A 14068-nucleotide genomic window follows, 5' to 3' on the forward strand; every position below is an offset into this window, starting at 1 on the left:
ACTGAACAGCAGTATGTAATGACCTATGTAATTTCAATTATCCAATCTTTATGCAATTTCTCACTTTGTTGAACATGTCCATCATGACGCTCATTTCCTATCTCAATTCTACCGATCTAATCATCGCCGTTGTTTGGAAGGTATAATTTCATATTATCACATCCATTCATCCCGAATCGTTTGGTGATGAAGATCCGTCGCTGTATTGCGATCTTATGCTCGTACCCAATATTCATAGTTTGAAAAATCGTGAAAGAATTTTTCTTGTAAAGGTGAAGAAGAGATTAGAATCGGTCAGTCTTATTTATGAGTCCCTTTGCAACATCGAAAGTAAGTGATGTGACGCTGATTATTCTACTGTAGTGATTCTAAGCACTGAGCGAATTATATAGACTGCATAACAACAGAGTTATTAAGGGTACACAATTCGAATGTGGGATAGCATCGTTACATTGTCGGAAGATAGGAAGCAAGTGATGGCATGTCTGCCGTCTGGGTTTGTGGTCAACGCAAGCTTTGACAATAAGACATTACCAACAACCTTAGAAGCTTTGAACGCATCAAACTATTTTATTTTCGAAGAAGAGATACTGCGTTTTGTCACTCTTGCTAAAGAAGGTAAGGGAGAAGCTTATCAAGGAATATTGATTGCTGAAGTTCGTAATTCCAGTGTTACGGTTGAACTGTCTGATGATGAGATGCTCGCAAGTCTTGTTGTAACTGGGGCATATAATGGGCAGGCATTACGTGGCAGCGATATCATTCATTGCTTGGCTCAGGCTCACATAACGAAAGGAATTAATAAGCTAGCACTTAGAAAAGTCTTAATGATGAGTAGCAAGCTAAAGCCGGGTGAAAAATTTACTCAGCCCGTTGCCAAAGGTTCTCCAGCTGTGAAGGGTAAAGATGCTAAGTTTTCAGCATTGGTTGAAGATATTACTCATCAAGTATTAAAGCCTCGTAGTAAAGACGCCGGTAAGATCGATATGCGAGATCTCGGCGAAACCATTACCGTTGGCCAGAATGACCCGCTAATGAAACGTACTCCTGCCACCAAAGGTATTGCGGGCTTTACCGTCCAAGGTCGAATTATCCCACCCCTTCCGGGCCAAGACAGTTTGATTAAGCCAGGAAAAGGAACCCACATTTCCCCTGACGACCCTAATTTATTACTTTCTTCATCCTCTGGTCTGCCCATTATTAAAGAGCGAAGTATCGAAGTGGATGACGCCTTATGTGTTAGCAATGTCGACGTATCTACTGGGCACGTTAAATTCAAAGGTAATGTGTTTGTCTCTGGGAATATAGAACCTGGAATGATAGTGAAGGCGACCGGAAGCATTACTGTTGGTGGCTTTATTGAATCTGCAGAAGTTCAGGCTCAGGGGGATATAAAAGTCGCGAAAGGAATTATTGGTCATACGACCAAAGAGGATGAGCCAAAAAGCTGTAAGGTACTTAGCAAAGGCTCTATCACAGCAAGCTACGCACAGAATACTGAACTGCAAACCGGCAATGACATTCTACTCAATCTACATAGCATGAGTAACGACATTCGTTGTGGCAACAACCTCATTGTGATGGATACCTTTAAGAAGCATGGCACACTTAGTGGCGGTGAAGCTAAAGTCGGCGGTAAAGTGGAATGTGTTTTCTTAGGCGTTGAAGGGGATACAGCAACTAAGGTTCATGGTTTTGCTCGCTTCGAGGGATATCAAAAAAAGATAGCTCAACTGAAGGAGATTTATAAGCACGCTCAAGAACAAACCATGGACGTCATCCGTCAAGAACTCGAATTTAAGAAGCGACCAAAAGCGGAAAGAAGCGAAGAGCAAGCGTTGGAGATTGAGCAGCAACGGGAAAAAAACAATCAAGCGATAGAGAAGACTAAATCGCAGTTGGATACACTCGAAGCTGAATTTGAGACAAACCTTGCCGAGTGCACAGTAGAGGCGCACGAGAAAGTGTACACCCGTGTATCTGTTTTGTTTGGTGATGAGATGGTGACGACTAAGAGAACGCACGGCGGCAGTGTTTTCTCGTTCAATCAATATGAAATTCAATGTTCTTTCAAAATGGAGAAAGAAGATATCTCATTGTAATTGAGCGACTCTGAAATTGCCCAAGACAGAATAGAGCGGTTCGAGCCGTTTTCACTCATTAGAACAAATAAGAAAGGGGGAGCTGATGCTCCCCCTTTGTTTTTGCTGATATTGATTTAGTTTGATTCTTTAAGTCACATGAGCGCTTTAACTTGCCGCTTTTACCTTTCCTTGCTTTAAGTCTGACAGAACTTGTGATTTTGGTCCGTCGGCAATAATGCTGCCTTTCTCCATCACAATCACTCTATCTACGATATCCAACATCGACGTTTTGTGGGTGATAAGAATCAAAGTCTCACTAGGTAACAGCTGGCTCAGCTGATGCTTAATGTGCATCTCTGAACGGTTATCCATAGCGCTGGTAGGTTCGTCCATCAATAATACAGGAGGGCGCCCTAGGAAGGCTCTAGCTATGGCTATCGACTGACGTTGACCTCCTGAGAGTAAACCACCACCTTCACCTACTTGGCGTTCTAAGCCTGCCGGATCTTGCTGAGTAAAAGCGGTTACACCTGCACGGTTGGCAGCATCCATGACATCACGATCGTCAACCAACGGGCGTCCCAAGGTAATGTTGTCTCTTACCGTGCCATAGAATAGGTTACTGTCCTGCGGCACACAGCCTATATTGCGTCGTACGTCGACATGGTGAAGTTGTTCCATATCGGTGTCATCAATGCGAACATGACCTTCTGTGGGCTTATACAGGCCCATAATCAGGCGTTCAAGTGTGCTTTTACCTGAACCAATTCGCCCAATAATCGCGACCTTTTCACCTGGACTAATATTAAGAGTCAGGTCTCTTATAGACGCGATTGGCGAATCAGGGTAATGGAATGTTACTTTATCAAGCGCGATATGCCCTTGAATAATCGGACGGTGGATGTATCGCTTACCTTCCTCTTGTTCACTGGGCATCGACATGACTTGTTCAATCAAGGTCATTGATGACTTCGCTTGGTTATAACGCGTAGAAAGCAATGATAACTGGACAAGAGGACCAATTGCTCTACCACTCAACATAGTAGCGGCAATCAAGCCACCCATTGTAAGAGTGCCTTCTGCCATTAGGTACACACCAAAAATAATCATTCCCACATTGGTACTTTGTTGAACAAAGCCAGCAGTATTTTGGATGCTATCGGTAATACGACGACTCTTGATATTCCAGTTCGCCATGTGCGCAACAGCTTCTTCCCAGCGGAATTGGAACTGGCTTTGAGCGCTGAATAGCTTAACGGTTTCTAGCCCCGCTAAACTCTCAATTAAGTTTGCGTACTTCTGAGAAGCAAGGCGAGAGCCTTCTTCAATGGTACGACGCAGCGGGCCTTGTATTAACAACGCATAGATGATCAGTATCACCACGCCAACGACAGGAACAAACACAAGGTTGCCAGCCATTAACCAAATTAACGCCAAGAACATAAGAGCGAATGGCAAATCGATTAATGAGCCTATTGTTGCCGAAGTAAAGAACTCACGGATTGACTCGAATTCTTGCAGGTTTTTAGCAAAAGCACCGACAGAAGCAGGCTTCGCTTCCATACGAATCCCGAGCACCTTACTGAACAACTTAGATGAAATCAGGATATCGGATTTCTTACCCGCAACGTCAATAAAGTAGCTTCGCATTAACTTTAAAAGTAAGTCAAAGAGGAAGACGACAAAAATACCACTCGCGAGTACCCATAGCGTCTCAAACGCAAGGTTTGGTACCACTTTGTCGTACACCAAACGAGTAAACATTGGAGCTGCAATAGCGAAAAGGTTGATTAGAATTGATGCGATCAGCACATCACGATAGATTTTTTTAGATTGCCAAATCGTGCTCCAAAACCAGTGACCTTCGCGCGTTTTTAAAATTTCTGGTGAGCGTTCATCATAACGGAATTGTTTCTTTACTAAGAAGTAACGGCCGATGAATTGCTCTTTCAATTCTTCGATAGGGATGACGATTGGCATCATCCCACTTTCCGTTGTGATGATTTCGGCTTCTTGCTTCTCAATATCGATACTATTAAGAACGCAAGCCTCACCTTGCTTGAGTAACAATACGGCTGGCAGAATTAAGTGAGGGATGTTTTCTAGATCGGAACGGTTTTCTTTGGCCACTAACCCCGCACGCTCGGCAGAGCGAGGGAATAGGAAAGGGGTTAGCTTTCCATCAGAGAGTGGTAGCCCATTGATCAACGCTTCGGGCGAGTTGGCTAACCCGTAATACCGACTAACGTAGATCAGTGAGTTTAATAGTGGATCTTGCATGCGATATAACCTTACAACTATTTATCAACAATGAAGCCTTGGAACACTTCTACGTAGTTATCAGACAAAATATCTAACTGAGTCTGAGTTTCAATTCGTGACGCAATAGTCGTCACACCAAGGTTATGAGCCGTTCTTGAGATAGACGTTAACGTAAATTTCTGTTTTTCGTCATCAAGGTTATGAGTAAATAGGTAATCCAGCTTCACATAGCTAGGGCGGTACTCGTTGATGTAATCGAGTGATTGGAAGTTGCGTCCATAGTTATCGACACCAAACACCGCATCAGCGTTGCGAATGGTGTTACACAATAGTGCTGTGTAGTGAGGAACATTGACGAAACAGTTTTCTGGAATTTCAAAATGCAACAGATGAGCGATTGACGCATTTTTCTCAAGAGACTTTCCGATCCAACGGATGAAGCTTGGCTGAGAAATACTGCTTGGCGAGATATTGATAGCAACGGGGCTCGTAAGCTCTTTTGCATTCAGTTTATCAATCATCTTCTCGATAACGTATTGATCGAGGATGTGGCTCATTTCAAGCTGTTCTAATGCGTATAAGTATTGGTTGGCACCGTAACGAACCCCCTCTTTCTCAATCGCAGAGAACACTTCTTGGTGATAGGTTTTGCCAAAACTATTATTTGCAGCTTGGAAGCGGAAAGTTACTAGGTCATTGATGATTGCTTCTTCGACCAACATGCGCCATTGCTGTTTACCCATTACAGCGCCATGGTCGTCAGCAGTTACGTAACCGTAAGCGAGCTCACGGTTAGCTTTCGCGCTAGACAGTGCGTTATCGACCAAAGACATGATTTCAGTACTGGTTTTACGTTTCTTGCTGTATGTCACACCGAGAGCTATGTGTGGATTTGCCATACCTGTTGGATCTGAACCTAGATTTTGAATGCAGTTTACGATGCTGCTCGCGACGAGTTTCAGTTCATTTTCATCAATGTTCGGCATAATGAAGCCAAACTCATCACTAGAAATACGAGCGATAGTAATATCTGGAGATGAAATAGAAGCCTGTAGCTGTTCAGCTAATTGGTGAACTAAGGCATCGCCTTCTTGATAGCCTTTGTCATCATATTCTTCACTAATAAATTCGGCTTTTAGCACCGCCAGACCACCTAAACTAGACTCTTCTAACCACTGAGTTAGTTGAGACATGTAGTAAGCACGGTTACCTAACTGAGATACAGGATCGATATACGCGCGTTCACGAAGTCGTTGCGCTTCTTGTGCTTGGCTCTTAAATGCAAGTTCAACTTGAGTCGACATGTGGTTAATACCGTCGACGACTAAGATGAGGTCTTTTGTTTTAGGGCGAACCAGAGGCTCACCGAACTGATTTTTGGCGATTTGATCCATTTTTTTTATGATTAATGACAGCGGACGTAGTGCTCGTTGGAGTATCCATGAAATCGAGATCAAACCCAGTAAGAAAATCGCTCCAAAGAAGGTCACTAGCCGTGTAAATGCCTCCCAAAGCTGAGTATAGGCTGGGCCTGGGTGGCTCACTATCTCAACTTCAGCAAGTTGCATCCAACCACTGGTAATCACGCGGCGATCATGAATCGGTTTAAACAAATTCAGGTTGGTAAACCATTGTGGGACACCACTTGGTTTCACAGGGTATGAACGAAGAATATCATCTCCTGTGTCTAAAAAAATCAATCGTACGACAGAGTAAGAACTACCATCAAACAGTGCGTTGATAACAGACTCTACAGCCACTTGATCCTTTTCTTCGAGGTAAGGGGCGAGCGCCAGTCCAACAGTATTAATGGTATTATTTACTTCAGAGCGTTGCTGCTCTTCTAAGTAGTCACGGGTGGTATTGAATTCGATCATAAAAACTGAGGTCATCAGTAATATGAAAACCGCAACCATTCCGACCACAAGCTGTTTATATAAAGTCATTGTACCTACTCATCGTAATTGATAATGGGTTTGTTTAATTTTAGAGAGCGCTCACGCGAACGTAAGTCGTTCCATAAGCTCAATCTTGAAGATTTTCCTGATAACTTGCCGCTGCCTGCCGCCGACTTGATTAACCATAGGTTTTTACCATTGAAGCTGTATATCGGTCGTAGATCTCTGCGCTTGGAGCCGCGTTTTATTTCAGGGTTTAAGTTGTCTAAAATTAGTGGTTCTGCACTGGGTGTAGAGTAGTAAGCCAACACCATATGGAATTGGTTTAACTCAAGTGCTTTTACATACACTAATCGTAATTTCTTATCTGGGACGCCGAGTTCAAGTAAAGAGAAGTATTTTGCGATAGTGAAATCTTCACAGTCACCCGCGTTACTGCCCAAAAATTCCAGCGGTGTCGCCCAGTAGTCATTCTTTCCCCAAAGTATACTGTCATCGACAAAGTACATTTGGTTGAAGAACCGATTTACCGAATCGAGTTTCTCTTTTTCACTTAACCCTGCGTACGACGTCATATTTGAGCGCCATGTCGACACTCGCTTCCCTGCTCTTTCTCCGTAGGTTACAGAGACTGCGTCGATCCACCTTTGGTCACTCTTGTTCAGTGCCCCGGAAGTAAAAGAGGTAAGGAACAGTAGCAATAACGAAAACCGAGACTTCATTGCTGCTGCTCTTGTTTTTTCACTGCTCGTAGGAAGACGTTATCAAGCATTAACCGTCCTTACTCTTTTAGTGCATTGTTTTGAGCACTCAAAATTGGCTTCAACATATATTCAAGCACGGTTCTTTTGCCGGTGATGATATCGACAGAAGCGGTCATACCAGGAATGATAGGCAGCTCTTCATTAGCCCCAAAGCTGTACTTCTCGGTACGAACACGCACGATGTAAAAACTATTGCCTTCTTCATCTTGAGTGGTGTCAGCACTGATGTGTTCTAACACACCCACTAAACCACCATATTTAGTAAAGTCATAGGCACTGAATTTAACCACAGCGCTCAATTCTGGACGGAGGAATGCGATATCTTGTGGAGCAATTTTCGCCTCAACTAATAGGGAATCTTCAGTTGGTACAATCTCAACAATGTCCATACCCGGCTGGATAACACCGCCTACGGTATTAATACCAAGCGTTTTGACGGTTCCTGTTACTGGAGAAACTACTACAGTTCGATTAACTCTGTCTTCAAGGCCAACCGCTGATTCCGTCATTGCAGAGAGCTTATCTTGTGCTTGGTTTAGCTTCTCTTGTTGTTCTGATCGGAAGTTCAATGCAGCATCGATACGACTGAGCATCGCTTCTTTGATTGCTGAACGTAGAAGAGGGATTTTGAGTTCGCTAGAGGTCATTTCTCGGCGAGTGTCGTTAACTTGTCTTTGCAGCTTGAGCAGTTCAATTTTTGGCACCACCCCTTCATCAGCAAGAGGCTTGGTAATATCCAGCTCTTGGCGGGCAAAGTTGTAACTCTGTCTTAAATTCTGAACACGCGCTTTTATTTCAACTAGGTCTTGTTGCTTCTGTCCAACCTGTTGATCAAAAACGGAAAGTTGGTTCTTCAGGTTATTCAGATCTTGACGATATTCTGCTTTTTGGCGATTAACCAATTTGGGGTGAAGGTCGTAGAATAGTGGTGGGAAGGCGAGTTTACCATAATCGAGTAAGACACTTTTTTTCCACTCTTTTACTGAGAATTCTTCATTGATAACCACACTGGTCAGTGAGGCGGACAGCATGAGTACATTAGCCGTTAAGTTCGCAACTTGTTGCTCACGTTCACGAAAGTCAGAGCGGAATCGAGTGTCATCTATTAATAGTAATTGTTGCCCTTTTTGAACTCGTTGCCCTTCTTTGACTAAAATTTCTTTAACCAAACCACCTTCAAGGTTTTGCACCACCTGAATCTGAGAGGAAGGGATCACCTTGCCTTGGCCAACAGTCACTTTGTCGATTTCAGCCCAAGCAGACCAACCAATAGCAGCGACAAAAAACAGAACGATAACCCACAACATAATACGCGCACTGGTGGGCGTATTGAGGAGCAGTGCCGCTGTTTTGTCATCGACATACTCAAGTTCGGTCTCATTCAATTTGCTGAAATTTTTCTGACTCATAACAGTCCTTGTTCGCTAAATAAAAGTGCAAGCTTTGTGAGTGTATTCTTACTTTTGATAAATGTTAAGGCTTTGCTCCTTTAAATCTTTGAATTTATATATTTTTTAACTCTTATTGTTTTTTGAAATCTGTTTTATCAAGTTGGTGCTTTCTCAGCTTGTCATAAAGCGTTTTTCGCGATACTTGCAGCTCTTGCTGTACCTCTTTTAAGCGCCCTTGATGACGATGTAGTGCCTCTATCAAGAGGATTTGCTCAAAGCTATCGGTTCGTTGGCTTAATGACAGTTGTTGCTCTTCAGTCTTTAGATCGATGTGGTCTTTGTCGCTTTGCTCTTGATTATGATTAGGCTCTGATTCAAGCGATGCCAGCTTGGGTTTAGTCAACACTCTGAGCTCTGCATGTTGGCGAAGCTGTCGAATATTTTCACTCCAGTGAGTGGCGATCAATCGTTGAACCTCTTTTTCTGTAATCACCGGAGGGGGTAACTGATATCGACTTGCCGCACCACGAGCAAAATGTTTAAACAAAGAACCAATATCTTCTGTTCGTTGCGCTAGCGGTAGCAAATCAAATCGACGGAACTCACTTACCATTGTAGTAGGAAGTATTGTGGTTGCTAAAATGATACAAGTTGCACTGGTCTTGCATGAGTTTTCACGAAGTAGAGTGGGTTTTAGGTTCGCTAGCCACTGCCATTGGTCTTGAGTTAATGCTTCTGTTTCATGGATATAAAGTGTCCCACCCTGATGTTTCAAGAACAGTTGCAAAACAAACTGATGGAATGTCGCTTCGTCACTGCGTGGCAAATTAAACGCAGCAACAGGGCAAAGCTCTGCGGCTTGATGGCTGTGAAGATCGTGCGTGTACTGCGCCGTGACCCTTTTACCCGTTCCTAAATCGCCGACGAACAGTAGAAGTGGGTTAGTTTTGGTATCTAGAGAGATCAGTTCTCGGCGTAATGTCTGCATTGATGGCGATTGACCAATCAACTTTGGACCCACCTGATTCTGTACCGCCAACTCTTTACGTAATAGATTATTCTCTTCAACCAGTGCCAGCTTATCCGATGCTTTTTTTACTGCGGTCAGCAGGGCATCGACCACAAACGGTTTTTCCAAAAAATCATAAGCGCCAGCTTTCATTGCGGATACGGCTGTTTGCACATCCCCATGGCCTGTCTGTACGATGACCTGAAAATGAGGGTTTTGATTCAGCAGCTTTTGTGTCAATTGAATACCATCCATCACTGGCATGTGAATATCGGTAATGACAATCCCAGCTTGCGTCACATCTATTCTCTTTAGTGCCTCAATGGCATTGGGGAAGCAGGTAATATCGATGCCTTCAATGAGCATGGCTTGTTCTACGGAGTCTCGAATGGCGGGTTCATCATCGACAAAATAGAGTTTAGGCAGAGGGTGCAAAAGTCGAATCCTTAACAGTATGTGAGGTTAGCTATGTGTGAAATTAGCAGTATGTAAAATTCATTTTCTAATCAACGATAACAACGGCACGTTAGCCCTTATCGTTATATAACGGGATGTTTAGCGAGAATACCATGCCTGAAGGCTCTAATCGGTTGGCGCTGATCGTGCCGTGATAAGCTTCAATAATCCGTTTCGATATTGAAAGCCCTAGCCCTAAGCCTTCCGGTTTAGTGGTAAAAAATGGGTTGAACAGCTGTTCTAGCTTATCGTCCGGCATGCCAATTCCGTTGTCCCAAATGATCAGCTGACAAGAGTTATGATGCAGTTGCCATTCGATGCCTATCTGTGGGCTGGCCGGTTGGTCAACGTTTTCCAGGTTTTGTTGCTCCTGCAAGATTTTCTGTTCAAGAACTTGTTGTTGAAGCGCTTGGGTCGCGTTGTGAATTAGATTCACCAGTACTTGCTCAAGTTCGGTTGGATGAATGGCAATATTAATGTGATTTGGCACTGTGCTTAACCTTAGCGTGATGCCTTGTTTGATCATTAGCGCACTAAGAATACTGGTCGCGTTGTTGATCGATTGATGCAGGTTTGCGACGTGATGTTCTTGCTTGGTGACCTTACGAGTGAAGACTTTAAGACGCGCGATGATGTCGGTAATTGAGGTATTCAAAGCAATCATCTTATCGAGATTGCTTTTGACCAAATCTGTCCGTTCCATTTCTAGCAGCTTTAAGCTGTTCTCACTGTAGGTTCGAAGCGCTGCAAGCGGTTGGTTGATTTCGTGGTTAATGCTGGCTGACAGCTCTCCGAGTACCGCTAATTTTGCTGTTTGGGTCAGCTCTTGTTCTGTCTGCTTCAGCTTTAACTGCGATGCTTGGTATTGAAAAATGGTTTGCTGAAGTTGTTGATTGGATTTCTTCAAATAGTGAGTACGTTTATCAACGGTTTGTTCTAGGTTTTGGTTGAGCCGGGTTAGCGCCACTTTCGCGACGTAAGTCTGTCGCCACGACCACGCGATGAGCATCACCAAGCTGTAAATCACCACGAAGATGACATCGATCTGCAGCACTTTAATAAGTTCTGCTTCGGCCTTTTTTAATGCGACAACTTGGCACTGATTGTTACTGAAGGTTGCGGGGTAAAGATTGAACGGCCCAAGTTTAAACAATCGGTTTGCCGTGAGTTCTCTTTGTACTCGATTTGGTTGAATGTTGTTGGGCTGATTGGCGTCGTTAACTTGTTGTTGATAGTTGGAAGAGCGAAAAGCTTCTATGATCGAAATTTCGCTTTGACCGTATTGGCGCTGCAGGGCGATATCGGTTTGTTGCTTCTGGCTTAATGGCAACAACGAGTGATAAAGCCACTGAGTTTGGCTGGAGAGAAAAACCACTTGGTTAGAGTCGAGTACCACAATCTCAAAATCATCGCTGGTTAGGATGTTTTCAAGGTTCTCTAGACTCACTTTAACGGTGATAACCCCAACAATGTCATTCTCTATATACAGGGGCGAAGACAAAAAGTAACCGCGTACGTTGGAGCGAGCACCCAGTGCGACATAGTGTGTGCTGTTACCTTCAATCGCGGACGCAAAATAAGGACGAAACGAGAAGTTCTCACCCACGAAAGTACCGAGCTTCTGGTAATTACTGGAAGCGACCACAGTACCGCTTGGGTCATGAATATAGATGGTGTCAGCTTGGCTTTGATTAGACCATTCAAATAGCAATTGATTGAGCTGCGCCGCGGAAATCTTGTCTGTTTGTGGTGATGAGTCAAAATAAGAGAGCAGACGTGGGTCATGGCTGAGCAAATCAGGGATCTGTTTGAATTTATCCAGTTCAGAGTCGATTTGTAGGTTCGCTTTATTGGCTGCTTCGTTGAGCTTTTGAGTGACCACTTTTTCTTGAAATTGTACTGCCAAAAAATGAGTTGCGCTCAGCCCAATAGCCCCCAATAACAATGAGAATAAAACGAAGGGAGTCATTATGTTAAGCAGTATCTTAGTCACTAGGATCTCAGCATGTCATCGGTTTGTATAAAGATTATCAATATGATGGATAGAGTACCGAGATCTTGTTAACACAGAGCACCTTCTGTGAGACAAAACCATGGCTTAGACTTGTGTTTCAAAGGATTACAGCGCAAAATCAAAAAAAATTGAAAGGAGCAACCAAATGGAACTGACCGATATTCGTCGCGAATACGCTAAGGGTGGATTGAGACGTAAAGACTTAGCCGCAGACCCGATTGAGCAATTCAATCTATGGCTAGAGCAAGCTATTGAAGCTAAGTTGACGGACCCTACTGCCATGACAGTTGCTACGGTTGATGAAAATGGTCAGCCATTCCAGCGAATTGTTCTGCTAAAGAATGTTGATAAAGACGGCTTCGTTTTTTACACCAACTTAGGTAGCCGTAAAGCGCATCAGCTAGAGCACAATAGCAAAATCAGTTTGCATTTCCCTTGGCACCCTCTTGAGCGACAAGTTCATATTACGGGCACGGCTGAAAAACTGACAGCAATGGAAAATATGAAGTACTTCTCGTCACGACCAAAAGAGAGCCAATTGGCCGCAATTGCAAGTAAGCAAAGTAGCCGTATCTCTGCTCGTGGGATTTTAGAAGGTAAATATCTAGAGCTTAAACAGAAGTTCGCGAAAGGAGAGATTCCTGTGCCTTCTTTCTGGGGTGGCTTCCGTGTGCGTGTGGATAGCATTGAGTTTTGGCAAGGTGGAGAGCACCGCTTGCATGATCGCTTCTTGTTCTCACGCCAAGATAGCCGTTGGGATATCGACCGCCTAGCGCCTTAATTTGCTTAACTGCTTAACTGATCCAAAAATACCGTTGATTAGACTTATCAACGGTATTTTTTTGTCTGCATCTCATCAAACCAATATCTAGTCACTGTGCAGAACAACGGAGATCTGCTTTTTAAGCAGGGTTTCTGGGATCATAGAGCCTAGCCCCGAGTCCAACGCATACTCAATCAACCGGCTTTTACTGCGCGCATCAAATTTCTGTTTCAACCTGGCGACATGCCCTTCGACTGTTTTGATTGAAATGTTCAACGTAGACGCGATGTACTGTGGTTTCTTGCCGAATAGCAGCAAGAACAGCACTTCTGATTCTCGCGAAGTCAGTCGCTTTTTGAGCTTTGATATGCGTGGCTTTGATCCTGCAATGGACACTTGATTGTCTTTTTCGCAAGTTGCCTGACACACCCAATGGCCTACTTCTAAGATGGCGGTGTCGGTGAGTTCTTGACCATAAAAAATGGTGCCTTGAACTTCGCCATTCCCATCAAGCCAAGGGGTTTTAGTAAAAATATGGGCGTGCCAGCGTCCGTCTGGATAAGGGTGAATATCGAGGATTTTAAGAGTACTGCGTGTATCCATTACATGTTTGTCTTGAGCCCTGAAATCCTGCGCGCATTCGGTTGTTTGACTAGGCATATCGAAATCGGTTAAGCCCGTACAAGTTTCGTTGGGTTTTAAGCCAATTAATTGGTTGTAAGCAAGGTTGGCATACACGAAGACAGAGTCAGTATCTTTGCACCCCCAGCAACCTGGAAGTTGTTCAAATAAAGAACGATGTATGGAGTTGAGGGGATTCGGCAAGGTTTTATCTCGTAAGAGGAAGTATTGCAATGATATCAGTTTCTTATAGAGCTGCAATGACAATTAGAAGTCGAGTTATGCATCAAAAATGGAGTGTGATTAATGGTTGAACGGTATGTTGTTTAAGTGTGCCTTTATTGATCAATAGCTAAGCAAAAAGGATGAGAAAAAAGCAAAAAAAAACCAGCCTGAAGAAGGGCTGGCCAAAGACAAGATATACCTTGTCGACACGTAGAAGATTTCCAGTTTAATTTACGAGGGTCATGTAAATTAAGCTGAGGTATCAGATAGATACCCAGAGTGACTTACTACTCTATCGACGAATTTACTCCTAGGCGAGATCGAATATAAGGAGGGAATTCCCCTATAAACACTGACTCAACCTGATACTAGGAGAATCTAAGGTAAATATTTGAGGGCTTTGAGGAATACCAAGAGCTTATAGCTCTCGTAATACTCGGAATCCTAAGTAGTTAGCGGCAGTAGAAGGCGAAACGTACAGTTCAGCAAACACTTTTGCCTCTTCAGGAGAGAAGCTCCACGCGCCCCCCTTAGCGATGCCTTTTTGGGTTGCAGTCCATTCCCAAACGTTACCTACCATG

Annotated in this window: 10 protein-coding genes; 2 read left to right on the forward strand and 8 right to left on the reverse strand. The window is 43.6% G+C overall.

The genetic code is table 11. From position 1 onward, the window contains the following. The first annotated feature begins 431 nt into the window (after nt 1–431). Entirely contained in the window at nt 432–2102 is a 1671-nt protein-coding gene (locus AB4653_RS17435; protein WP_017102241.1) for a FapA family protein, read from the forward strand. A 147-nt stretch (nt 2103–2249) separates the two neighbouring features. Here AB4653_RS17435 and AB4653_RS17440 read toward each other — a convergent pair whose 3' ends face one another. From AB4653_RS17440 to AB4653_RS17465, 6 genes are all read right to left on the reverse strand, one after another. Further along, on the reverse strand, nt 2250–4364 hold the full coding sequence (locus AB4653_RS17440) for a type I secretion system permease/ATPase (RefSeq protein WP_009846012.1): 2115 nt from the start codon (nt 4362–4364) through the stop codon (nt 2250–2252). 17 nt (nt 4365–4381) lie between these two features. Next, nucleotides 4382–6292, reverse strand: a complete 1911-nt coding sequence (locus tag AB4653_RS17445; RefSeq protein WP_009846011.1) for a LapD/MoxY N-terminal periplasmic domain-containing protein — start codon at nt 6290–6292, stop codon at nt 4382–4384. A 5-nt stretch (nt 6293–6297) separates the two neighbouring features. Further along, complete coding sequence (locus AB4653_RS17450; RefSeq protein WP_012600028.1) at nt 6298–6966, reverse strand: transglutaminase-like cysteine peptidase; 669 nt, start codon at nt 6964–6966, stop codon at nt 6298–6300. A gap of 59 nt (nt 6967–7025) precedes the next feature. Then, nucleotides 7026–8417: an HlyD family type I secretion periplasmic adaptor subunit gene (locus AB4653_RS17455; RefSeq protein ID WP_009846009.1), complete on the reverse strand. Its 1392-nt coding sequence runs from the start codon at nt 8415–8417 to the stop codon at nt 7026–7028. A 112-nt stretch (nt 8418–8529) separates the two neighbouring features. Then, nucleotides 8530–9834, reverse strand: a complete 1305-nt coding sequence (locus AB4653_RS17460; protein WP_102257707.1) for a sigma-54 dependent transcriptional regulator — start codon at nt 9832–9834, stop codon at nt 8530–8532. Nucleotides 9835–9934: 100 nt separating this feature from the next. Then, entirely contained in the window at nt 9935–11833 is a 1899-nt protein-coding gene (locus AB4653_RS17465) for an ATP-binding protein (RefSeq protein ID WP_372070652.1), read from the reverse strand. A 190-nt stretch (nt 11834–12023) separates the two neighbouring features. Here AB4653_RS17465 and pdxH point away from each other — a divergent pair, with 190 nt between their 5' ends. Continuing rightward, nucleotides 12024–12659 carry a pyridoxamine 5'-phosphate oxidase gene (gene pdxH / locus AB4653_RS17470; protein ID WP_009846006.1) on the forward strand — a complete coding sequence of 212 codons (636 nt, stop codon included), beginning with the start codon at nt 12024–12026 and terminating at the stop codon, nt 12657–12659. 87 nt (nt 12660–12746) lie between these two features. Here the strand turns inward: pdxH and AB4653_RS17475 are convergent, their stop codons facing one another. Both AB4653_RS17475 and AB4653_RS17480 read right to left on the reverse strand, forming a co-directional pair. Continuing rightward, on the reverse strand, nt 12747–13529 hold the full coding sequence (locus AB4653_RS17475; protein ID WP_102257702.1) for a helix-turn-helix transcriptional regulator: 783 nt from the start codon (nt 13527–13529) through the stop codon (nt 12747–12749). 376 nt (nt 13530–13905) lie between these two features. Continuing rightward, on the reverse strand, nt 13906–14068 hold a 163-nt coding region (locus AB4653_RS17480), incomplete at its 5' end, for an SUMF1/EgtB/PvdO family nonheme iron enzyme (RefSeq protein WP_372104840.1).

Origin of the sequence: Vibrio sp. 10N.222.48.A3 (assembly GCF_041475345.1) — a bacterium.
GTDB classification, from domain to species: Bacteria; Pseudomonadota; Gammaproteobacteria; order Enterobacterales; family Vibrionaceae; genus Vibrio; species Vibrio tasmaniensis_A.

What these genes read in the sequence shown, in the direction of transcription:
- pdxH (WP_009846006.1), top strand. Translation starts at nt 12,024, where the DNA reads ATGGAACTGACCGATATTCGTCGCGAATACGCTAAGGGTGGATTGAGA.
- AB4653_RS17450 (WP_012600028.1), bottom strand. Translation starts at nt 6,966, where the DNA reads ATGAAGTCTCGGTTTTCGTTATTGCTACTGTTCCTTACCTCTTTTACT.
- AB4653_RS17465 (WP_372070652.1), bottom strand. Translation starts at nt 11,833, where the DNA reads ATGACTCCCTTCGTTTTATTCTCATTGTTATTGGGGGCTATTGGGCTG.
- AB4653_RS17445 (WP_009846011.1), bottom strand. Translation starts at nt 6,292, where the DNA reads ATGACTTTATATAAACAGCTTGTGGTCGGAATGGTTGCGGTTTTCATA.
- AB4653_RS17440 (WP_009846012.1), bottom strand. Translation starts at nt 4,364, where the DNA reads ATGCAAGATCCACTATTAAACTCACTGATCTACGTTAGTCGGTATTAC.
- AB4653_RS17455 (WP_009846009.1), bottom strand. Translation starts at nt 8,417, where the DNA reads ATGAGTCAGAAAAATTTCAGCAAATTGAATGAGACCGAACTTGAGTAT.
- AB4653_RS17435 (WP_017102241.1), top strand. Translation starts at nt 432, where the DNA reads ATGTGGGATAGCATCGTTACATTGTCGGAAGATAGGAAGCAAGTGATG.